Annotated in this window: 17 protein-coding genes and 3 pseudogenes; 7 read left to right on the forward strand and 13 right to left on the reverse strand. The window is 66.6% G+C overall.

The genetic code is table 11. The features are described 5' to 3' along the window. Positions 1-322: 322 nt before the first annotated feature. Positions 323-2,329 carry a TerD family protein gene (locus tag JWN03_RS19795; protein ID WP_297616932.1) on the reverse strand — a complete coding sequence of 669 codons (2,007 nt, stop codon included), beginning with the start codon at positions 2,327-2,329 and terminating at the stop codon, positions 323-325. A gap of 125 nt (positions 2,330-2,454) precedes the next feature. Between JWN03_RS19795 and JWN03_RS19800 the strand changes: the two genes are divergently transcribed. Further along, a complete protein-coding gene (locus tag JWN03_RS19800; RefSeq protein ID WP_297616934.1) occupies positions 2,455-2,937 on the forward strand; it encodes a hypothetical protein in 483 nt (160 codons plus the stop codon). Positions 2,938-3,258: 321 nt separating this feature from the next. On the opposite strand, the gene pabB is transcribed toward JWN03_RS19800, so the two are convergent. The 3 genes and pseudogenes from pabB to JWN03_RS45835 form a co-directional block, all read right to left on the reverse strand. Further along, a complete protein-coding gene (pabB, locus tag JWN03_RS45825) occupies positions 3,259-4,692 on the reverse strand; it encodes an aminodeoxychorismate synthase component I (RefSeq protein ID WP_441343028.1) in 1,434 nt (477 codons plus the stop codon). A gap of 63 nt (positions 4,693-4,755) precedes the next feature. Beyond that, a pseudogene (locus tag JWN03_RS45830) lies at positions 4,756-5,247 on the reverse strand (GNAT family N-acetyltransferase); the annotation flags it as partial. Positions 5,248-5,343: 96 nt separating this feature from the next. Further along, positions 5,344-5,844, reverse strand: a pseudogene (locus tag JWN03_RS45835) (anthranilate synthase component II); the annotation flags it as partial. Positions 5,845-6,005: 161 nt separating this feature from the next. On the opposite strand from JWN03_RS45835, the gene JWN03_RS19810 reads away from it, so the two are divergent. Together JWN03_RS19810 and JWN03_RS19815 are read left to right on the forward strand one after the other, a co-directional pair. Next, entirely contained in the window at positions 6,006-7,070 is a 1,065-nt protein-coding gene (locus JWN03_RS19810) for a phosphotransferase family protein (protein ID WP_297616939.1), read from the forward strand. Between the two features lie 151 nt (positions 7,071-7,221). Next, positions 7,222-7,818: a DinB family protein gene (locus tag JWN03_RS19815; protein WP_297616942.1), complete on the forward strand. Its 597-nt coding sequence runs from the start codon at positions 7,222-7,224 to the stop codon at positions 7,816-7,818. Here the strand turns inward: JWN03_RS19815 and JWN03_RS19820 are convergent. Together JWN03_RS19820 and JWN03_RS19825 are read right to left on the reverse strand one after the other, a co-directional pair. After that, positions 7,815-8,831 (reverse strand): annotated as a pseudogene (locus tag JWN03_RS19820) (agmatine deiminase family protein); the annotation flags it as partial. The gene JWN03_RS19815 and the pseudogene JWN03_RS19820 overlap by 4 nt on opposite strands. 44 nt (positions 8,832-8,875) lie before the next feature. After that, positions 8,876-10,066 carry a serine hydrolase domain-containing protein gene (locus JWN03_RS19825; RefSeq protein ID WP_297616945.1) on the reverse strand — a complete coding sequence of 397 codons (1,191 nt, stop codon included), beginning with the start codon at positions 10,064-10,066 and terminating at the stop codon, positions 8,876-8,878. Between the two features lie 415 nt (positions 10,067-10,481). Between JWN03_RS19825 and JWN03_RS19830 the strand changes: the two genes are divergently transcribed. The 4 genes from JWN03_RS19830 (at position 10,482) to JWN03_RS19845 (ending at position 13,833) form a co-directional block, all read left to right on the forward strand. Continuing rightward, positions 10,482-11,864, forward strand: coding sequence for an amino acid permease (locus tag JWN03_RS19830; protein ID WP_441343027.1), 1,383 nt, complete (start codon positions 10,482-10,484; stop codon positions 11,862-11,864). Positions 11,865-11,874: 10 nt separating this feature from the next. Further along, complete coding sequence (locus JWN03_RS19835) at positions 11,875-12,687, forward strand: serine hydrolase domain-containing protein (RefSeq protein WP_297616975.1); 813 nt, start codon at positions 11,875-11,877, stop codon at positions 12,685-12,687. Between the two features lie 117 nt (positions 12,688-12,804). Then, a complete protein-coding gene (locus JWN03_RS19840; RefSeq protein WP_297616948.1) occupies positions 12,805-13,341 on the forward strand; it encodes a DUF3145 domain-containing protein in 537 nt (178 codons plus the stop codon). Positions 13,342-13,410: 69 nt separating this feature from the next. Continuing rightward, a complete protein-coding gene (locus tag JWN03_RS19845) occupies positions 13,411-13,833 on the forward strand; it encodes a hypothetical protein (protein WP_297616951.1) in 423 nt (140 codons plus the stop codon). On the opposite strand, the gene JWN03_RS19850 is transcribed toward JWN03_RS19845, so the two are convergent. From JWN03_RS19850 to aceE, 7 genes are all read right to left on the reverse strand, one after another. Next, entirely contained in the window at positions 13,791-14,510 is a 720-nt protein-coding gene (locus JWN03_RS19850) for a hypothetical protein (protein ID WP_297616953.1), read from the reverse strand. The genes JWN03_RS19845 and JWN03_RS19850 overlap by 43 nt on opposite strands. Before the next feature lie 81 nt (positions 14,511-14,591). Continuing rightward, a complete protein-coding gene (locus tag JWN03_RS19855; RefSeq protein WP_297616957.1) occupies positions 14,592-16,022 on the reverse strand; it encodes an acyl-CoA carboxylase subunit beta in 1,431 nt (476 codons plus the stop codon). Positions 16,023-16,205: 183 nt separating this feature from the next. Next, entirely contained in the window at positions 16,206-17,456 is a 1,251-nt protein-coding gene (locus JWN03_RS19860; protein ID WP_297616960.1) for a KasA/KasB family beta-ketoacyl-ACP synthase, read from the reverse strand. Between the two features lie 9 nt (positions 17,457-17,465). Beyond that, a complete protein-coding gene (acpM, locus tag JWN03_RS19865; RefSeq protein WP_297616963.1) occupies positions 17,466-17,765 on the reverse strand; it encodes a meromycolate extension acyl carrier protein AcpM in 300 nt (99 codons plus the stop codon). Between the two features lie 115 nt (positions 17,766-17,880). Next, positions 17,881-18,795 (reverse strand): ACP S-malonyltransferase, encoded by a 915-nt coding sequence (locus tag JWN03_RS19870; RefSeq protein ID WP_297616966.1) that lies wholly within the window; start codon positions 18,793-18,795, stop codon positions 17,881-17,883. A gap of 128 nt (positions 18,796-18,923) precedes the next feature. After that, complete coding sequence (locus JWN03_RS19875) at positions 18,924-20,222, reverse strand: PucR family transcriptional regulator (RefSeq protein WP_297616980.1); 1,299 nt, start codon at positions 20,220-20,222, stop codon at positions 18,924-18,926. A gap of 45 nt (positions 20,223-20,267) precedes the next feature. Continuing rightward, the coding region (gene aceE / locus JWN03_RS19880) for a pyruvate dehydrogenase (acetyl-transferring), homodimeric type (RefSeq protein ID WP_297616968.1) at positions 20,268-22,805 on the reverse strand (2,538 nt) is incomplete at its 5' end.

Below are 22,805 nucleotides of genomic sequence, written 5' to 3' on the forward strand. Positions count from 1 at the left end.
CGCCCCCGGACGTACCGCCCCCCGGACGTACCGCCCCCCGGACGTACCGCCCCCCGGACGTACCGCCCCCCGGACGTACCGCCCCCCGGACGTACCGCCCCCCGGACGTACCGCCCCCCGACCGTCCCCCGGGCGTACCTCCCCGTTCCGGGCGGCGGTTGCTCTCGTGGTCCCCGGCATACCGCCCTCGCGGCTTCCGGCGTACCGGCGCCTCGCCATTCTCGCGGTCGGGACGTCCCCGTCATCCCGGCATGCTTGTGGCCGGGATCCACACAGGCCGCGCAGCAGCGGGTTTCGGTGGATTTCGGCCACGAGTTTGGCGTCAGATGCGGGCGCCCTTGGCGCGGTTGCATGCGCGACAGAGGATTTGGAGGTTCGGGGCGCTGGTTGCACCGCCTCGGCTGAGGGGGATTATGTGGTCGAATTCCAGGTAGTGGCTGTCGCCGCATTCCACGCATTTGCCGCCGTCACGCTGCCAGACCTGCGCTTTGATATCCTGGCCGATGGTGCGGGTGTCCCGGCGGCCGGGAGTGAGGGCGAGGCGTTTGGCTACCCTTAGCGCGCCCTCCATGGTGGCGGCCACGTGATCCGGGTCGGCGACTTCGAAGATCGCGCCACCGCGCGCCGACGTGGCGGCCACCTCCACCCTGCCGCTCTCGGCGACCACCGAAACCACACGCGTCCAAGGCATTTCGGTGCCCGTGTCCGGGCCGGTGAAGCGGAGCTTCTTATTGCTGCAGATCAAGCGGCCCTCGGTGAGCTTCGGGCCGCGCGAGAGCTGGCGGATATGGATGGCGGCGACATTCAGGTGCAGCTGTTCGGCGGGGTCCAGATGCAGGCCCGCCGCGCCGAGCACCGGCAGCTCGCCCGCGCGCAGACGCGTGAGCATGCGGCCGCGCTGCATACGGCGGCGCAGATCCTCGATGAGCGGACCGTCCAGGGTCAGCACCGTGACGGCAGCGTCGAAGGCGTCCATTTCCTGCTGGTCGATGCTGCCGTCCGCAAAAGCGAAGGCCACCAGGCGCTCCACATGATCGTGCGCGACCGGCCGGAGCGCCGATCGGGCGGGGATCGCGTCGATGCGCTGATAGCGCAGCCCCGCCCACAATGCATCCCAGTCGTCGCCCTGCGGTCCGGTGGTGCGCAGGACCCGCTCGGCGCGGCCGCGCCAGGACGACAGATAGTGATCGACCTGATCCGTGCACTCACGGCAGAGTGCGGGGCCGCCGAATACGCGCCAGCGACGCGGCCGTCCGCAACGCGGGCAATGCCGGGCATCGGCGGTCACCCGCTCACGGGTGGCCGCGGTCCACTCCGCACCGTCCCACCAGCGCAGCACCCCGCCGTCCTCGGGATCCGGATGCCAGTCCGCACGTTCGGGATCCGGCGGCAACTGTGGCGGCACCGGGGGGACTTCGCGCTCGATCGAGAACCCACGCCGCACCGGCCGCGACTGCGCGTCTCCGAGTGCCCGCCCGGCTGCGCCGCGTGCCTGCTCGTTCGCGCCGAGCGACTGTCCGTTGGCACGTGGCGTCTGCTCGTTCGCGCCGAGCGACTGTCCGTTGGCACGTGGCGTCTGCTCGTTCGCGCCGAGCGACTGTCCGTTGGCACGGGGCGTCTGCTCGTTCGCGCCGAGCGACTGTCCGTTGGCACGTGGCGTCTGCTCGTTCGCGCCGAGCGACTGTCCGTTGGCACGGGGCGTCTGCCCGTTCGCGCCGAGCAGCTGTCCGTTGGCACCGGGCACTTGTCCGTTGGCACCGGGCGGTTGTCCGTTCGCGCCGGGCGGTTGCCGATCCGGGCCGATTGCCTGCGGCGGCGGATCGACGTTTCCGGGATCGTCGACCCGCACCCCGAATTCGGTGACGACGCCGCTCAATCCTGTCGTCCAGCCCTGCCCTGCGGCACGGAACCGCCATTGGCCGTCGCTGCGATAGAACTCCCCGAACATCATGGCCGGCACCGGTTCGGCGGCGACCTCGAACCAGGCTACCGGCCGATTGTGGTCGAACACCGTGAGGATCAGCCCCGGCACCTCCGCGAAGGAGCTCGCCACCGAACCGGTGACCACAATGCGCTCGACCTCGGATTCGGTGCGCGGCAGCGACACCGAGAGGCGCGCGGTGCCGGGCGCGGGCTCGGGATCCACCGTCACGGCCTGGGAGACGTGCCGGGGATTGTTGAAGAAGACGAAATCCCGATCCGATCTGACCCGCCCGGCGTTCGACAGCAGCAAGGCGTGCGCATCGACCTCGTGATCGGACTGCCACGAAAGGACAACCGTCAGAAGCGATGTCGGGACCGGTGCATGGCCACCCTCGGTGAGTTTCATTGTGATCGAACTATGCCACGCGGCTACGACACCCTCCGCCGCCCGGAAAACCACCCGGTCCGACACGTGATCTACGTGGTACCGAACCTGCGGCCGTAGTCCCGAACCTGCGGCACAGTGGAATTATGACCACACCCAAGGGCCGCCAACCACCGCGCGGCAAACCCCAGCCCCCGCGCGTCCCGACCGTCGGTGACGTACTCGCCGCCGCCCAGGCCGCCGTGGACGCCGCCCAGGCTGCGGCCGGCCAAGCCCTCGACTCCGCCCAATTGACCGCGACCCAGGCCTTCGACACCGCCGTCCGCCTCCCACCGGCCTCCATCCAGCTGGCCGCCCAACTACCCGACCTCATCGAAAACCTCACCACCGCAGTCGAACGCCTCAACTCCACCATCGACCGCCTCGACCGCACCCTGGCCCTCGCCGAACCCGCCTTCGTCGCCTACGACCGCCTGCTCACCCGCCTGGAATCCCTCACCGCCCTCGGCGAAGAAGCACTCTCCCGCCTCGACAAACTCCCCGGCATCTCCCTCCTCACCCGCCTGACCGGCACCCGCGAAACCCCCGAACCCGAACCACCCCAACCCAAACCCCGCCGCAGCAAATAGTGAACCGCACCCTCGCCATGGCAAGCCGCACCCCTGAGGAACCGCGGAATCGTGTGAGTGCGGCGGATCCATTCGAACTCGCTACCGGGCACCGGAAGTACTCGTAACGGAAGTCCTGGAGCGTGCCGCGAAGGTTCTTGGTCACGGGGCTCCTCGAGGATCGAATAGCTCGGGTCGACGATGGTGCTGACCGCCAGTCGATGCCGAATCGCGCCGGGTCGACCTGGGCGGATGTTCACCAGGAAATGGTGGCGGCATTCGCCGAGTGGGGGCCTGCGTCAGTTCCTGGTGATCATGAAAGTGGGTGGGAGGCCCTGGACGTCAGGCTGAGGGGAGGGGCGTCGGGGGTGTGACGCCCAGGCCAGGGAGGGCGCGGAGGGCGCGGAGGGCGGTGGCGGCTTTCCAGAGCATTTCCTGGTATTCGTCCTCGGGGTCCGAGTCCAGGACTATGGCGCCGCCTGCGCCTACGCGCCACCGGCCGTCGTGGCGGATTGCGGTGCGGATGACGATGTTCAGGTCGGCGGTGCCGCCGAGGCCGAGGAAGCCGATGGTGCCGGAGTAGATGCCGCGGGCCTCGGTCTCCAGGTCGTCGATGATCTCCATGGTGCGGAGTTTGGGTGCGCCGGTCATGGAGCCGCCGGGGAAGCAGGCGCGGAGGCAGTCGATGATGTCCAGGCCGGGGCGCAGGGTGCCGCGTACCGTCGAAACCAGTTGGTGCAGTGTCGTATACGTCTCGACCGTCATCAGCTTGGGCACATGCACCGAGCCGACCTCGCAGACGCGGCCGAGATCATTGCGGAGCAGGTCGACGATCATCAGATTTTCGGCGCGGGTCTTGGGATTGCGGGCGAGCTCGGCGGCGAGCTGCTCGTCCTCGGCGGCGGTATCGCCGCGCGGGGCAGTGCCTTTGATGGGCTTGCTCTCCAGCGTGCGCGCGCGATCCAGTTTGAGGAAGCGCTCCGGCGAGGCGGACGCCACCTCCAGATCGGCGAAGCGCAGGAAAGCCGCGTACGGCGCGGGATTACAGCGGCGCAGGGTGCGGTAGACGCTCAGGCCGTCGCTGTCGGCAGGCAGATAGGCGCTGTCGGTAATGCAGATTTCGTAGGATTCGCCCGCGTGCAACTGGTCCTGGCAGGCGCGCACATCGGCGAGATAGCGGTCCCGGCCCCGGGTCAGCAGCGGAGCCACCGTCCGCTCCTCGGCACGCAATTCAAGATCCGGCGGATTCTCCCAGGTAGGAAGGGTTTCCACGATGGCGCGCGTAGCAGCCAGCCAATCCTGTGCGGCGGCAAGGGAATCCGGCTCGGCCAGGGTCAGCAGGTGGGTGCGTCCCGCCTCGTGATCGACCACGATCAGCCGATCGGCGAAGAGCCACTGCGCATCCGGGGTGGGCGCGCGATGTGCGGCGCTCGCCCCGCATTCGGCCTTCATCTCGTAGCCGAGATACCCGACATAGCCGCCCACGAAATCGAAAGGCACATCCGGGAATTCGATCCGCCGTCGCCGTAGCTCACCGGATAGGTAGTCCAGCACCCCGCCTGGAACGATCCGGCGCCCGGTCGCGGACTCGATCTCCACCTGCCCGGATCCGACCCGGTATCGCACGGTTTCGGCCAGCGGCCCCGACGCGTCGCCGAGGAACGAGAACCGGTCGAGTCCGGGTTCCACATGCTCACTATCGAGCCAGAACGCCGTCGGCGAATCGCGGTGCAGCCGCAGGAATACCGCCTCGGCATCCACGGCCCGCTCCACCACCGTCTGCTCGACCGTGTAATCGACCGGGGGAGCGAGGGTTTCACGCGGTTCGGGACCGGCCGTGTCCTCGGCGAGCAGTTCCAGCAGCAGACCGTCCTGCCATACGCCGTCGTTCCCGCGCTGGTACTGCCGCATCACGCCGACAGGACGGAATCCGGCCTTGCGGTAGCAGCGAATCGCGGCGGCATTGTCGGCCGCCGGATCGATCACCAATCGATGATGGCCGTGCTCGGTGAACAGATGCCGGGTCAGCGTGCGCACCGCATCGGTGCCGAGACCGCGACCGTGCACCGCCGGATCGAGGTACAGGTCGATCCCGGCGTGACGGTATTCCGGATCCTCCTCGGCATACCATTGGATAAGTCCCACAACATGATTCGCGGACTCGATCGCCCACTGCCGGGTATCCGGATCGGCCAGTTCCGCAGTCACCTGCGTGAGCGCATCGGCCTCGGTGCTCCACCACCGGCGCACCTCGGGCGTGGCCCGGATCGCGGCCAGCGCGGGCGCATCCCCGGCCACCGCCGGTCGCAACACCACCGTCTCCCCGCGCAGCCGTCGCGGCACACCGTGAGCGGCGGTGAGCGCCTTGAAGTTTCGCAGCAGCGCCGCCCCGTGCGAACTGGCAATCGATTCGGGATGGAACTGCACACCCCACTGCGGCCGGGTCCGGTGCCGCACACCCATGATGACGCCATCGGAGGTGGTCGCCGTGACCTCGAGGTCCTCCGGCAGCGGCCGCGCGGCGCAGAGCGAGTGATAGCGGACGGCCGTGAAGTCTTGCGGCACATCGGCGAACAGGTCGCGGCCATCGTGCGTAATGCGATCCGGGAACCCGTGCCGGGCCTGCGGCGCGGGCGTGACCAGGCCACCGGCGGCGATCACAATGCCCTGATGTCCGAGGCAGACGCCGAGCACCGGCAGAGTCGAGTGCGCGATCACCGCGGCGGAGATGCCGAAATCGCGGGGGATATCGGGCCGCCCGGGCCCGGGGGAGATGACAACATTGTCGAAGGACTCGAGATCCAGCGCCGACAGTTCGGCCGCCTCGTCATTGCGCACGACGACGGGTTCCACCCCGTTCACCTCACTGATCAGCTGATACAGGTTGTAGGTGAACGAGTCGTAGTTGTCGATCAGCAGCGTGCGCATTTGGCTGGCACATTACGCCACCACTGCACGCGCATTACGCATCACCGCGCGCGGGCGGTTGCTCACTCTGCTCCCGAATAGCCATGCCTGACCTGCGCGAACGAGGCGCGCGCCACTTGTGCTGGCATATGCCTTCAGTTGGACTGGACGGTTGCGGCACAATGTGGGGCATGTCTGAAGTGCAGCCGGTCGATGTGGATCGCGACCTCGTCGATTTCGCAGTCGTCGGGAAGTGGATGGATGAGCAGGGCTTGCCCAGCGGTGAATTCGAGGAGGTGAAACCGCTCGGCGGCGGCACCCAGAACATCATGCTGCAGTTCAGCCGGGGCGGGCGCGACTACGTCCTGCGGCGCGGACCCAAGCATCTGCGCGCCGCCAGCAACAATGTCATTCGCCGCGAATCCCGCATTCTCGGCGCCCTCGACGGCACCGGTGTGCGGGCGCCCAAGGTCATCGCCGCCGGCGGCGACGAATCCCTCATCGGCGCGTCGTTCTATCTCATGGAGCCGATCATCGGCTTCAACCCGCAGAACGAACTCCCGGACCTGCACGCGGGCGATCCGGAGATCCGGCGGCAGATGGGCCTGTCCGCGGTGGAGGCCATCGCCCGGCTCGGCTCGCTCGATCACGAGGCGCTCGGCCTGGCCGATTACGGCAAGCCCGAAGGCTTCCTGGAACGACAGGTGCCGCGCTGGACCAAGGAGCTCGAGTCCTACAGCGTCAACGAGGGCTACCCCGGGCCCGAGATCCCGGGCGTCGACCGCGTCGGCGCCTGGCTGGACCGCAATCGGCCCGCCGAATGGAAAGCCGGCATCCTGCACGGCGACTGCCATCTGGCCAACATCATGTTCTCCTACGACGGCCCGCAGGTCGCGGCGCTCGTCGACTGGGAGATGTCCACCATCGGCGATCCGCTGCTGGACCTCGGCTGGCAGATCGCCACCCGGCCGCGACCCGGCACCACCGGGTCCGCGCTCATCGGCACCCTCGGCGCGGTCGGCGGGCTGCCCACGCCGGAGGAGATGATCGCGCACTACGGCAAGTTCTCCGACCGCGATCTGAGCAATGTCACCTGGTACACGGTGCTGGCCTGTTTCAAGCTCGGCATCGTGCTGGAGGGCACCCATGCGCGCGCCTGTGCGGGCAAGGCGCCCAAGCAGGTCGGCGATTTCCTGCATGCCATCACCCTCGAGCTGTTCGAAATGGCGCACCAATTGATGGAGTGAGTCGCGCGGCGAGGCCCCCCTCGCGTTGCGGGTGGGGCGCCCGTGCCTGGTGGGCGCTGCGGCGTGCAGCCTGGTGCACTTGTCGCTATCTTGGCGACGCGTGGCTGAATGTTGGTGGACGGTAAGTTATTGCCACACTAGGTTGATGGGCATGTCGATCGTTCCCGATGCCAAGGACTGGACCTGGGTGCTCGAACGCACCTGCGCCGAATGCGGATTCGACCCGGACGCCGTTGCGTTCGAGTCGATCCCGGGGCAGGTGCGCGAGAGCGCCGCCGCAGTGGCCGATGCCCTCAATCATCCGAATGCCGCGGTGCGGCCGGATGATTCGACCTGGTCGCCACTCGAATACGCCGCACACGTGCGCGATGTGTGCCGCATCTTCGAGCACCGCCTCGATATCACCCGCACCGGTTCGGCACGCCCCGGCCCGGTGATCGGCGGGTACGACACGTCGGTCGTCGTCGACGATTCCGGCATTCCCATGTTCGCCAACTGGGATCAGGACGTCACCGCACTCGTGGAGAACTACGGCGCGCAGCACCCGGCGCAGGTCGCCGCCGAACTGCGCGCCGCCGGCGAAACCACCGCTCGCGCATTCGAATCCGTTGCTGCCGGCGAGCGCGGCCGCCCCGCCAAGCGCAGCAACGGCTCGCTGTTCACGGTGGAATCACTGGCGCGCTACTTCACGCACGATGTTGTGCACCACGTCCACGACATCGAGAAGCAAAGCGCCACAACCAGTTAACGCACGGCCGGTTCCTGCTGGGTCGTGCAGTGGATTCCGCCACCGCCGGCCGCGATGGCATCGATCTCGATCTGCACCACCTCGCGGTCCGGGTACAGGCGTTCGAGGGTCGCCTTGGCGGCGGCATCGGACGGAGCGTCACCGAACTGCGGTGCGATGACCCCGCCATTGCAGAGGTAGAAGTTGATGTAGCCCGCCGCGAAGTCGTCGTCCGCCCACTCCGATCGCACCGTATTCGGGCCCGCGATGACCTCGACGTGCAGCGGCCGGCCGTACAGATCCTTGGACTCACGCAGAATATCGAGGTGTTCGCGGGTGACCTCGTAGTCGTACGCGTCCGGATTGTTCTCCAGCCCGGCCACCACCACACCGGGCCCGGCGAAGCGCGCGTAGAAATCGGTGTGCCCGTCGGTGATATCGCGCCCGGCGATACCCGGCAGCCACAGAATCCGTTCGATGCCCAGCAGCCGCTGCAGCTCCCGCTCCACCTCCGGCTTGGTCCAGTCCGGATTCCGATTGTCGTTCAGCACACAGCTTTCGGTAATGATCGCCATGCCCGCACCGTCGACCTCGATGCCGCCGCCCTCCAGCACCAGTTCGGTATGCAGGGCCTCCGCACCGGCGTGCGCGGTGACGAGGCTGGCCGCCAGCGAATCCTCGCTGTGCTCCTGCTTGCCACCCCAGCCGTTGAAATTGAAGTCGACGCCGGCCTTGGCGCCGGGTGCATCCGGGTCCGTGACGAAGGTCGGGCCGGAATCGCGCAGCCACAGATCGTCGAGCGGGGCCTCGAACAGTTCGACAGTGGGGCCCACCAGGTTTCGAGCCAGCTCCAGCTCCGCCGGGCGCACCAGCATGGCCACCGGCTCGAAGCGGGAGATGATGCGCGCGATACTCGCCAGGGTCTGCTGGGCCAGCGGTAGCAGATCGGCGGTCCACACCTGTTCGCTCGCACCGAATGCCATCCAGGTGCGCCGGTGCGGCCTACCTTCGTCGGGCATCTCCCATGGCATCGAAATCGCTCCTCACATCGGGTGGTCGCGCTCCCGGCCGGGAGCGGTCAGAGACAGCGGCGCAGAGCTTGACGGAGATTGCGGGCCCGGGCATCGTCGAGGACGGCCATGCCGAGCCGATTCATGGTGTAACCGAAGCCGAGACCCGTTGCCGGATCGGCGAATCCGAAGGAACCGCCATAACCGGTGGTGCCGTACGCGCGGGCGTCGGCGCCGAAACGGAAACTGCCGCAGGACTTCCGGAAGCCCAGGTGATAGCGGCTCCGGGTGAGCAGCACCAGATCGTCGGCGGGGACATCCTGTGCCGTATCGGCGGCGGCCAAGCGCTGCAACAGATCCGAGTCGATGGGCAGTTCGCCGGTATCGGCCGCCGCCGCGCCGTAGACCCGGGCCAGCGAGCGGGCGGTGCCGACGCCACCCGCGGCCGGAGATTCGACCTCGAGGAATTCACGACGGGTGGCCCGGGCGGGGGCACCGACCTGCGGGCTGTTCAGGGCGCGGAAGGACAGCCCGCGCTTGGCGTACAGCTGAGCGCCGATGCGCAGCGGCAGATCTCGCTCGTACTTGAGGACGTCCAAGCCCTCGGTCGCCGAAAGAACGGCGACACGATCCAGCGAGATCTCTTCCGGCAGGCCGATATAGAAATCCAGACCCAGCGGCCCGGCGAAGTCCTCCGCGAAAACACGGCCCAGCGTGCGGTGCGCCGGATCGACCCGGCGAATCAGCTCACCCTGATAGAGCCCCGCTGTGATCGGGTGATAGCCCTGCCGAGTTCCCGGCCGCCACAGCGGTTTCTGCTCCGCCAGCAGCGTCGCCAGGCCGTCCAGATCGGCCATCTCCGGCAGCCGCACCGGCCGATCGAGCGCCGCCAGCCCGGCCTGATGATCCAGCAGCTGCCGGACGGTGATCGATTCCTTGCCGTGTGCCGCGAACTCCGGCCAGTACTTCGCCACCGCCGCCTCGTAATCCAGCAGCCCCCGCGAAACCGCCGAAGCCACTACGAAAGCCGCCATCCCCTTGGTGGACGACCACACCGGCGCCATGGTGTCGCGCTCCCACACGAGCCTGCGCTTGCGATCCCGATACCCGGCCCACAGATCCACCACCGGCCGATCCCCGGCATAGACGGCCACCGCCGCGCCGATCTCCCCGTGCTGCTCGAAATTGCGCCGAAAAGCATCCGCTACCGGACCGAACCCGCTGTCCACCTCACCGTGGACCGTGACCTGCTCACTCATGGTGCGTCCGATGCTAGCCGGGCGAGATCCGTGGCCGGGCGCACGCCGCCGGGCGCATCGGGCTCACGAACGGGAACCCGCCGCTGACCACGAGATCGGCGGTGCCGCCTGTCGGTGCGACAGGCCGCTGCCCAACTTGATGTTTCGGGTCCTGGCTCTTCAAGCTCTCGGTCTTTCATGTTTTGTTCTCGAAAACCGGACCACAACCAGTCTTCCGGCTGTGGTGCCCGTTCTCGAGAACAAAACGTGAAAAACGAAGAGCGGAAGAGTTGGGGGATGCGGGGAGGTAACGGGTAGTGGGTGTTGGGGATTTCTGTGCGGTGCTGTTTTCGATTTTGGGGGCATTGACCGGGTAGCGTGCAAACACGTGCCCGGACTATCTCGAATCGCCACATCTTTGCTGCGGACCAAGCCTGTGGAACAGCTTGCTTCGGAGGGGGAGCACACCGCACTGCGGCGCAGTATGGGGCTCATTTCGCTGATCTCGCTGTCGGTGGGCGCGACGTTGGGTACCGGCATTTTTGTGGTGCTGGGTGAGGCTGCACCGCTGGCGGGGCCCGCTGTCGTTATTTCGTTCGCGGTTGCGGCATTGGCTGCCTTGTTCTCGGCGCTGTCGTATGCGGAATTGGCGGGGGCGGTGCCGGTGTCGGGGTCGGCCTATTCGTATACCTATGCCACGCTCGGGGAGATCGTTGCCTGGGTGTGTGGGTGGTGCTTGCTGCTGGAGTACGGGGTTTCGGTGGCGGCGGTTGCGGTCGGGTGGGGTGCGTATTTGAACGAGTTCCTGGGATCGACCGTCGGGTGGCGGATTCCGGATGCGCTGTCCTCCGCGCCCAGTGAGGGCGGGGTCGTCAATGTGCCTGCGGCGGTGGTCGTGCTCTTTGCGACTGTGGTGCTGCTGGACGGGATTCGGGAGAGTGCGCGGGTCACCACTGTCACCACCATGATCAAGATTGCGGTGTTGATCTTCTTCGTGGTCGTGGCGGTGACTGCCTTCAATTCGGACAATCTGCATCCGTTCGCACCGGCCGGAGTGGCGGGCATCAGCGCGGCCTCGTCCATGGTGTTCTTCTCGTTCATCGGTTTCGATGCCGCCTCCACCGCTGGTGAAGAGGCCAAGAATCCGCAGCGGGATCTGCCGCGCGCCATCATTATTTCGCTCGGCATCGTCACCCTCATGTACGTGCTGGTCGCATTGACCGCGGTCGCCGCCGTCGGCGTGGACGATGTGAGCAGTTCGGGCGCCTCACTTGCCACCGTGCTCGAAAAGGTGACCGGAAGAGGCTGGCCCGCAACCATTCTGGCCGCGGGTGCGGTCATTGCCATTGCGTCCGTGGTGCTTACCGTGCTGTACGGGCAGACCCGAATTCTCGTCGCCATGTCCCGCGACGGGCTGGTGCCCAAGGTGCTCTCGCGGGTCGGGGCCCGGCGGGTGCCGACGATCAATACTTTGCTGGTCGGCGGCCTGGTCGCGGTGCTGTCGGCGCTGATTCCACTCGGCGAACTGGTGAACGCCACCAATATCGGCACGCTGGTCTCCTTCGGCCTGGTCAATATCGGCGTACTGGTGCTGCGCCGCACCAAACCCGATCTGCCGCGCACCTTCCGGACCCTGGTGCCGGTGGTGCCGCTGCTCGGGGTGGGTATGTGCGTGTGGCTGCTCGCCCATCTGCCGGGCGTGACCTGGCTGGCGTTCACGCTGTGGTCCGCTGTCGGGCTGGTCGTCTACTTCACCTACGGGCGCCGCCGGTCGGTGCTGAATCGGCCCGGGCCGGATGCGGTGCATGCCGACTCGTAGGCTCGGTGGTGTGCGAGCGCTGGAGCAGATTCGAGAGTGGCCGGTACGGAATGCCGCGGCGGGTGTCGTGGTCCGCGGCAAGGGCGTGGTGGATACCGCGGGCGACCTCGATCGGGTGTTCCGGCTCGCCTCGGTGACCAAACCGCTTGTCGCATACGCCGTCCTGGTGGCCGTGGAGGAGGGCGCGATCGAACTTGATCAGCCCGCCGGTCCGCCGGGCGCCACCGTGCGGCATCTGCTCGCCCACACCTCGGGGCTGGCCTTCGATACCAGCGAGGTGCTGGCCGAGCCGGGCGTGCGGCGCATCTACTCCAGCGCGGGGTTCGAGGCGCTGGCGGACTTCGTCGCCCTGCAGACCGGAATCCCGTTCGACCGGTACCTGCACGAGGGGGTTTTCGAGCCGCTCGGCATGGCGTCCTCGGCGCTGGCCGGTCCGGCGGGGCATGCGGCGAGCTCCTCGGTCGCAGATCTCCTACGGTTCGCCGAAGAATTGCTGAACCCCACTATCCTGAGTGCGGAATTGCTCGGCGAGGCAAGCACAGTGCAGTTCCCAGGACGCAATGGTGTACTTCCCGGTTACGGGTCGCAGCGGCCCAACGATTGGGGTCTGGGCTTCGAAATTCGCGATCATAAAGTCCCGCACTGGACCGGCGGCGCGAATTCCCCCAGGACGTACGGGCACTTCGGGCAATCCGGCACTTTTCTGTGGGTCGATCCGGAAGTCGGCATAGCGTGTCTCGCGCTGGCGGACGAAAATTTCGGAGACTGGGCGCGCATGGCGTGGCCGACCTTCAGTGACGCTGTGATCGCGGAGTTTGCTTGAAATCCGACACGGGCAATAAGTAACACACGCAACACCGGGCACTCCAGTACACTCGGGCAACGCTGGCTCGAAGGGTCGTTGGGGAAGACGCACCCGTCCGAGCCGGAGGTGTTAGTAGTGCGCGGATCTAGTCAGTTCGCCGACGCGACGTGTGGTGTTGTCTACATTCATTCGTCGCCTGCCGCGCTGTGCCCACATATCGAATGGACGCTCACCTCGACCCTCAAGGCCCCGGCCAAACTGCGCTGGACCGCGCAGCCGGCGGCCCCCGGGAATTTGCGTGCCACCACTGATTGGTACGGCCCGGTCGGTACCGCCGGGCGGTTAGCTGGCGCATTGCGAGACTGGCCGGTACTCGCCTTCGAAATCACCGAGGACGCCAGTGAAGGCGTCGACGGCGAGCGCTACAGCTTCGTGCCCGGCCTGGGTCTGTGGCACGGTGCGACCAGCGCCAGCGGTGATGTCATGGTCGGGGAGATGCGGCTGCGCGCCATCGTCGCCGAGGCCCGCGACCGCGGCCAAGGCAGTGCCAATGACATTGCCGCCGAAATCGACCGCGCCCTCGGCACCGCTTGGGACGATGCTCTGGAACCCCTCCGTCTCGGCGACGAAGGCGGTGCGGAGGTCACCTGGCTGCGCCGCGACGTCGGCTGACCGCTTGACGGCAGAGCCCAGACGACAACGCCCATTCGACAGCCCAGCCGACCCGAAAGGAGATCCACCGTGCGCCTTTTCGCGACCCTACCGATCCTCGTCCTGTCCGGTGTCGTGACGCTCGGCCTCACCGCCTGCGACGACACCGCAGACAAGGCCCAGAGCACCGTCGCCGCCACCTCCTCGGCATCCTCCGGGGCGCCGCAGGCATCGGCCACCACGCTGCCCGAGGTCCGCTGCGGCGTCGGAGACTACGGCCTGACCGTTGTCGCCTACACGGCCAAGGGCGCCGACTTCTGTCCCACCGCGAAAGCCGTCGCCAACGCCTACTCCCAGGCTCTCGTCCACGACCAGCACACCGGCGACACCGCTCTCACCGTCGATAATTTGCGGTGGGTCTGCGGTGAGCGCCAGGGCGAAGACTCCAAGACCTACCCGGAATGCTCCAGTCAGAACGAATCCGCCGAAAAGATCCGCCTCGTCCCGGCCTGATCTCCGTCTAGGAGCGCGGTGATCGGCGTGGCCACTTCCGGGCCGTAATTCGCTGCCACCGTGAGGATCAGGTCGCGGTAGCCGTCGATGAGTGCCAGTGTGCGCAAGGCTGTTTCGGCGGACCTCCGGTCCTTTCCGGGTGTGGCGAGTGCGGCGGCGATCAGATCCGCTGTGGCCCAGTCGATATGGCGATCGAACCAGGCCTGGGCCGAGTCGTGATAGGTCTTGCCGTTCAGCCAGTTGGCCATCCACCGGGTCATGTCCGATCCGGTGATCGGCATCATGACGGCGGGGACGAACGACCGTCTCGTCTGCGCGATGGCGAGGACGAAATCGATTGCCTCCGTGCCGAAACGGGCCAGCAACCGGCACAGCGGCTGGATCGGGACCACATGACTGACCGCAGGTGGCCGGCGAAGATAGGGCAGCGCGATGTCATTGGGCGCCAGCGCCAGGATGTAGGACAGCCGCATACCGCTCGGCGTCGGGTACTTCAGCTCGCTGTCGATGGATTTCTGCCAATCGCCCGGCATCCGCCAGTTTCGATTGTCGAGATCGATCGCCGCCCACACGGACTGTTCGCCCTCCTCCCATGCGAGCGAGAGGGGCTGCGGCTCATGGAATCCCGTCACCACCACCGGCTTCTTCCGCACGGCGAGGTCTGCGCTGTCCTGCATACGAAGCAAAGCTAGCCGCACGGACCGACAACTGTGGGCGGCCTCCGAGGAGACCGCCCACAGTTGTTGCCGCGTAAGGATTTACAGCGGAATGTTCTTCAGGTGACTCGGCCGCGACGGTGCCGCGGCCAGCGCGGCGGCGATGATGGAGCGAGTCTTGGCGGGATCGATGATCTCGTCCACGACTCCGATGGCGACAGCGCGCTCGACACCGCCCGCGATCTGCTCGTGCTCGACGGTGAGACGCTCGATGAGGGCCTCGCGATCCTCCTCCGGGACAGCCGCAATGGCCCGCTTGTGGAGGATGCCGACCGCGGCCTTCGCGCCCATGACGGCGACCTCGGACTCGGGCCAGGCGTACACGGCCGTGGCGCCCAGCGAGCGGGCGTTCATGGCGATGTAGGCGCCGCCGTAGATCTTGCGGGTCACCAGCGTGACACGCGGGACGCGGGCTTCGGCGAAGGCGTGCAGCAGCTTCGCGCCGCGGCGCACCACACCCTCCCACTCCATGCTGACGCCGGGCAGGTAGCCGGGCACATCGGTGATGACTACCAGCGGGATACCGAAGGAGTTGCACAGGCGCACGAAACGCGCTGCCTTCTCGGCACTTTCGGAGTTCAGGCAGCCACCCATGCGAATCGGGTTGTTGGCCAGCACGCCGACGGTGCGGCCGCCGAGGCGACCCAGACCGGTGACGATGCTGCGGGCGTAACCGCCCTGCAGCTCCTCGAAAGTGCTTTCGCCGTCGACATTGTCGAGCAGCTCGTTGACGATCGGCTTCACGTCGTAGGCGCGCTTGGCCGAAGCAGGCAGCATGGCCTTCAGATCCACATCACCATGCGCGGCAGCAACGAGATCGAACTCGCCCTGCTCGGCGAACATGGAGACCAGGCGCCGGCCGCGGTGCAGAGCGTCGGCCTCGTCATTGGCGACGATGTGGCAGACGCCGGACTTCTTGCCGTGGGTGACCGGCCCGCCCAGGGTCGCCATATCCACGTTCTCACCGGTGACGCTGCGCACCACGTCGGGGCCGGTGACGAAGATACGGCCCTCGGGGGCCATGATCACGATATCGGTCAGGGCAGGACCGTAGGCGGCGCCACCGGCGGCGAAGCCGAGCACCACGGAGATCTGCGGGACCAGGCCGGACGCGCGGACCATGGCCTCGAAGACCAGGCCGACAGCGTGCAGCGCTTCGACACCTTCGGCGAGCCGGGCGCCGCCCGAATGCCAGATGCCGACAACAGGAGTCTTGGAGTCGATCGCGGTATCGATCGCATCGACAATGTGCTTGCAGCCGTCGACACCCATCGCGCCGCCCATGACGGTCGCGTCGGAGCAGTAGGCGACGGTACGAACGCCGTCGACCTCGCCGATCGCGGCGAGCACGCCGGACTTGTCGCGGGGGTGCAGCGGTAGAACGGTTCCGGGATCGAAGAAACGCTGCAACCGACCCAGCGGGTCACGGGGATCGGTCACGGTGTCCGCGTGCGCGGGAGCCATGATGGTCATCGCAAACTCTCCTTAGATTAAGGAAGTGCGGTCGCTGAGAGAGCGGCTGCCAATGTCGAAGTCCCGGCGGGGATTCTTTGAGAGAACCCAGAGGGGTGCGGGATCTCGATCCGAGTCCCCGCCGGGACCACCTGTCTTACAAACCGGCGCTGATGTTGAACCTGTTACGGGTTCAGCAGTGCGTCAGTACCGGCCGAAGGCGAGCGCGACATTGTGCCCACCGAAACCGAACGAGTTGTTGATCGCGTACTGGATGTCCTGACGACGGGCTTCGCCGTGCACGACATCCAGGTCGATCTCCGGATCCTGGTTCTCCAGGTTCAGCGTCGGGGGGACGATGCCGTCCCGAATCGCGAGAACCGTGAGTACCGACTCGAGCGCGCCGACGGCGCCGATCGAGTGGCCCAGGGCGGACTTCGGTGCGTAGATCGAGGCGTGGTTGCCCACGGCCTTGGCGATCGCGTTCGCTTCCGCGGCGTCACCGATAGGGGTGGCGGTCGCATGGGCGTTGATGTGGGTGATGTCCTGCTTGGTCAGACCGGCAGTCTGAATCGCCCGTGTCATCGCACGCGCCGCACCGTCACCCGTGGGATCGGGAGCGACCAGGTGGAAACCATCGGAAGTGATACCCGCGCCCAGCAATCGGGCGTGGATCGTGGCGCCACGAGCCTTGGCGTGCTCCTCGGTCTCGATGACCATGAGCGCGCCCGCTTCGCCGAAGACGAAGCCGTCGCGATCCTTGTCGAAGGGACGCGAAGCGCCCTTCGGATCGTCGTTGCGGGTGCTCATCGCGCGCATCATCGAGAATGCCGCGATCGGCACCGCATCGATGTAGCCCTCGACGCCACCGGTGACAACGATATCCGCGTCACCCATGACGATCATGCGCCACGCATTGGCGATTGCCTCGGAACCCGACGAACACGCCGAGACCGGAGTGATCACTCCTGCCCGGGCCTTGAGTTCGAGACCGACGACAGCTGACGGACCGTTCGGCATGACCATCTGAACAGCCAGCGGCGAAATCTTGCGATAGCCACCGTTCTTCAGCTTGTCGACCGAGTCGATCAGCGCGTCACCGCCACCGAGGCCGGTGCCGATGGCTACGCCCAGCCGCAGCGGGTCGACCTCGGGAGAGCCGGCGTTCTTCCACACCTCGCGACCGAGGACCATGGCCAGCTGCTCGACATAGGCCAGCCGCCGGCATTCGACCCGGGTCAGCAGCGTGTCCGGCTGAACCTTCAGGTGACCGCCGATGCGGACCGGAAGGTCGTACTCCGTGATGAAGTCGTCCTCGAGAACGTCGATGCCGCTCTCGCCGTTGAGGAGGCCCTTCCACGTCGCATCGACGTCACCGGCGATCGACGTGGTCGCCGCCATGCTGGTGACGACGACGTTGGGGAAGTTCCCATTCAAGGTGGAAGGAGTGGTCACAGGTCGGTCCTACTCGTTTCCGAACTTGGACTTCATGGCTTCGGCGGCCTCAGCGTTCTCGGCCTCGAGCTTCTGGATGTACGACACCGCGTCGCCGACGGTCTTCAGGCTGGCCAGATCCTCGTCCGGGATCTTGACGCCGTACTTGTCCTCGGTCTGAACGGCGATCTCGACCATCGACAGCGAGTCGATGTCCAGGTCGTCGACGAAGGACTTCTCGATGGTCACCTCGGAGGGCTCGATACCGGTCACCTCTTCGATGATCTTGCCGAGCTCTTCGACGATCTGTTCCTGGGTCAGAGCGGCCACTGTGGTGGCTCCCTTCTTAATTCATGTCGATGGTTGGGATTTTTCGTGCTTGCGGTCTGGTCACTGAAAAGTCACCGCGCCCGTCGCCGTTGACGAAGCAAGACCGCGAGTCAAGCTAGCCCGTGGTGGTGAGTTCGGCCAGCGCGGGGATGTCCGCAGGGGTCTTCAACGCCAGATTCGGGGTGCCCTTGAGCTCCCGCTTGGCGATGCCGACCAAGGTTCCCGCAGGCGGCAACTCTGCCACTGCGGAAACGCCTGCCGTACGAATGGATTCGGTGCACAGGTCCCAGCGCACGGGGCGGGTGACCTGGGCAGCAAGCTTGTCGACCGCATCCTGGCCGGAGACGACCGGCTTACCGTCGAAGTTCGACAGCAGGACCCGGATCGGCTCGCCGGGAGCGATCTTGGCGATCGCTTCCGCCACTGCGTCCTGGGCAGGTGCCATGAACGCGGTGTGGAAGGCGCCGGCGACCGGAAGGGCTCGGACCCGAGCCTTTTCGGGTGGGTTGCTCGCGAGTTCCGCGAGCGCGTTCAGCCTACCCGCCGCCACGATCTGGCCGACCGCGTTGCGGTTGGCCGGGATCAGGCCGAGTTCCTCGAGCCGGGCGAGCACGGCGGCTTCGTCACCACCGAGCACCGCGGACATACCGGTCGGCTCGAGCGCACAGGCCTTGGCCATCTCCGCTCCACGGAGTGCGGCCAAGGCCACCGCGTCATCAGCGGAGAGAACTCCGGCGATGGCAGCGGCGGCAAGTTCACCGACCGAGTGTCCGGCGACGATGGTATCCGCGGGGAGTGAATCCTGAGGGATTTCCGCGAACGCCAGCAGCGCGGCCGCCACGACCAGAGGCTGGGTCACCGACGTGTCGGTGATCTCCTCGGCCGTAGCGGTAGTACCCAACCTCAGCAGGTCCAGTCCCGAGGCCTTCGACCACAGCGCGATTCGATCAGCCGCGCCGGGCAGTTCGAGCCAAGGGGTGAGCATGCCGGGTGTCTGAGACCCCTGTCCCGGGGCAAGCAACGCGATCACGCCTCTAAGACAACACTGTGAGGGCGCTCTCAAGAGATGTCGGCGCGAATGAAGCTTTGATTGGTCTTTTGTGGGGTGTCCACAAAAGGGCAAGTGGCCCGAGCCGATCGTCCGGTTCGCGACTTGCGTTACAGCCCGTCCTTAGGATCTGTGACGGGTGCCACATCTGGGGCTGAAGTAGGTGATTCGTTACGTGTTCGAGTCAGCCTTCCTATAGTGGAGGCGATTCGTAACACGTAGGCATCGCGCGGATTCATCGGATCCCGGCCCGTGATATCGGCGATGCGCTTCAACCGATACCGCACGGTGTTTGGATGAACGTACAGTTGCCGCGCACAGGTCTCGACGGCTCCGCCGCAGTCCAGGTAAGCCTCCAAAGTATTGGACAGCTCGCCCGCAGCAGCGGCCAACGGTAGCACAAGCAACTCGTTGAGGGCGGTTACCGCGGCACGGTCTCCGAGCAGTGCTCGTTCGGGCAGCAATTCCGTCGCGTGCACCGGGCGTGGCGCGCTGCGCCAGCCCACCACCGCCTCCATGCCGGCCATCGCCTCCACCGAACTGATGTGTGCGACACCGAGGGTGCGAGTGGTCGGGCCGATCACCACGGGACCGTCGGAGAAGGCCTCGCTGAGCAGATCGGCCAGGAACGGTGAGGGATACAGGGTGTCGCCGAGATGGCCGCTCACCACCATCACCAGGCGGGAGCCCTGCACCACGGCAAGTGCGTTGCGGCCGTGTCTCGCTGCCACCGAGTGCACCGAACCCACCACTGCCACTTGATCTTTCGGGGGAGTGCCGATCAGCACCGTCGCGGGCGCGCTGGCATCCCAATTGAGAGTCGCCGCGCGCGAAAGCATTTCGGGACCCGTATCGCCGCGCACCACCGCGTCGACGACCAGGGCCTCGAGCCGGGTATCCCAGGCGCCGCGCGATTCGGCGGCGCTGGCGTACACCGAGGCGGCCGCGAAACCGAGCTCACGCCCGTACCGCAGCACCGCCTCGGTGAGCGCCACCAGCTGCCGGTCGTTGCGCGCCAGCGCCGGCAGCCACTGTTCGAAGAACTCCATGGCCACCCGGACCATGTCGACGGTCTGGCGCAGCGTCAAACGCCGCGCCAGATCGTCCGGGATCACTTGGAACGCATCGAGACTGAACCTGATGTCGCTCTCCGGATCCTGCAGCCACTCCAGGAAGTTCACCACCGCCGTCTGCACCAGCATCTGGACACCGGCCCGCTGGGCGGCATCCAGATTGGCGAAGAACGGCAACCGCTCCTGCATCGAGGAGACTGCTTCGGTGGACAGGCGACCCGAGAACTGCTTCACCCGCTTGAGCAGGGTGTCCGGTAGTGGGTCGCGTGTCTGCCGATTCGGAGAGAGCGCGCCGGTGGGAAGGTAGACCTCGTGTTCTGAGGAGCCTTCGTTGATCCGGCGCGGCCTCGGCGGTTTACGTTCCACAGTGCTTATGGTGCGTTATGCGTCGCCACCTTCGGTACCGGGTGCCGCCTTCGGCGCGGCGTTCACGTCGTCGATGCGGTAGCGGGCAGCTGCCTCGACCAGCTTGGCCTGGTCGATCGTTCCGGCTTCGGCCAGACCGGAGAGTGCCGCGACCACGATGGACGCCGCATCGACATTGAAAACGCGGCGCGCCGCCGGACGCGTGTCGGAGAAACCGAAACCGTCGGTGCCGAGCGAGATGAACTTGCCCGGAACCCACTGGCGGATCTGATCCGGCACCGCACGCATCCAGTCGGAAGCGGCCACGAACGGGCCGGTCCCGGATCCGGTCGCGCCGGGAGCCTGTGACAGCGCCCGGGTGACGTACGGCAGGCCCGGATCGGCATCCGGGTGGTGCAGCTTGGCAATCTCCTTGGCGAGCGCGTCCTTTCGGAGCTCACCCCACGAGGTCACCGACCACACGTCCGCCTGCACACCCCACTCGTCGGCCAGCATCTGCTGCGCGAGCAGGCCGTCGGGCATGGTCACGCCCGCCACCAGGATCTGCGCGCGCACCTCGCCCTCGCCACCGCGCTTGTAGAGGTAGATGCCCTTGAGCAGGCCCTCCACATCGAGGTTCTCCGGCTCGGTCGGCTGTTGCTGCGGCTCGTTGTAGAGGGTGATGTAGTAGAAGATGTCCTCGCCGCCGAACTCGTGGTGCACCGAATGCGCCTCGGGATCGGTGCCCGGCAGGGCCTCCTGATAACCGGTGGTTCCGACGCCGCCGCCGTACATGCGGCGCAGTCCGTCCCGCACGATGTGCGCGATTTCGAAGGCGAACGCCGGATCGTAGGGAACACACGCCGGATTGGTGGACGCCAGCAGCAGCGAGTGACCGTCGTTGTGCTGCAGGCCCTCACCGGTCAGTGTGGTTCGCCCGGCGGTAGCTCCGAGTACGAATCCGCGTGCCATCTGATCCGCCGCGGCCCAGAGACCATCACCGGTGCGCTGGAATCCGAACATCGAATAGAAGATGTAGAGCGGGATCATCGGCTCGCCGTGCGTCGAGTACGAGGTGCCCACCGCGGTGAAGGATGCGGTGGAACCGGCCTCGTTGATGCCCTCGTGCAGGATCTGCCCGGTGGCCGACTCTTTGTAGGCAAGCATCAACTCGGCGTCGACCGATGTGTACAACTGACCGTTACGGTTGTAGATCTTCAACGAAGGGAACCACGAGTCCATACCGAAGGTACGGGCCTCGTCCGGAATGATCGGCACGATGCGCTTGCCGATTTCCTTGTCGCGCAACAGGTCCTTCATGAGCCGCACGAAGGCCATCGTGGTCGCGATGCTCTGCTTGCCCGAGCCCTTGCGGACGCTGCGGTAGGCCTCGTCACCCGGAAGTTGCAGAGGCTTTGCTGCAGTACGTCGTTCGGGGACGAAACCGCCCAGATTCGCGCGCCGGCCCATCATGTACTGGATCTCCGGCGCTTCCATACCGGGGTGGTAGTACGGGGGCAGGTAGGGGTTCTTCTCGAGATCGGCATCGCTGATCGGAATGCGCTGCACATCGCGGAAGGCCTTGAGGTCGTCCAGGGTCATCTTCTTCATCTGGTGCGTGGCATTGCGGGCTTCGAAGTGCTTGCCCAGGCCGTAGCCCTTGATGGTCTTGGCGATGATGACCGTCGGCTGGCCCTTGTGCGCCATGGCCGCCGCGTAGGCCGCGTAGATCTTGCGGTAGTCGTGGCCGCCGCGCTTGAGGTTCCAGATGTCGTTGTCAGACAGGCCCTTCACCAGTTCCTTGGTGCGCGGATCCCGGCCGAAGAAGTGCTCGCGCACGTACGCGCCGTCATTGGCCTTGTAGGTCTGGTAGTCACCGTCGGGCGTGGAGTTCATCAGGTTGACCAGTGCGCCGTCGCGATCGGCCTGCAGTAGCGAGTCCCACTCGCGGCCCCAGACCACCTTGATGACGTTCCAGCCCGCCCCGCGGAAGAAGGACTCCAGTTCCTGGATGATTTTGCCGTTGCCGCGCACCGGGCCGTCGAGGCGCTGCAGGTTGCAGTTGATCACGAAGGTCAGGTTGTCCAGGCCTTCCAGCGCCCCGACGTGCGCGAGTCCGCGGCTTTCGGGCTCGTCCGTCTCGCCGTCACCCAGGAAGCACCACACGTGCTGCTCGGAGGTGTCCTTGATGCCCCGGTCCTGCAGGTAGTGGTTGAACCTCGCCTGATAGATGGCGTTCAGTGGGCCCAGGCCCATCGACACGGTGGGGAACTCCCAGAAGTCGGGCATCAGTCGCGGGTGCGGATAGGACGGCAATCCGCCGCCGGGGTGGCTGTGTTCCTGCCGGAAGCCGTCGAGCTGGTCGGCGGTCAATCGGCCTTCTAGGAAGGCGCGCGCGTAAATCCCCGGGGACGCGTGGCCCTGGATGAACACATGGTCCCCGCCGCCGGAATGCGCTTTACCGCGGAAGAAGTGGTTGAAGCCGACCTCATAGAGCGCCGCCGACGACGCATAGGTCGAAATATGGCCGCCCACACCGATTCCCGGCCGCTGGGCGCGGTGCACCATGATGGC

The organism is Nocardia sp. (assembly GCF_025465275.1).
GTDB lineage: Bacteria > Actinomycetota > Actinomycetes > Mycobacteriales > Mycobacteriaceae > Nocardia.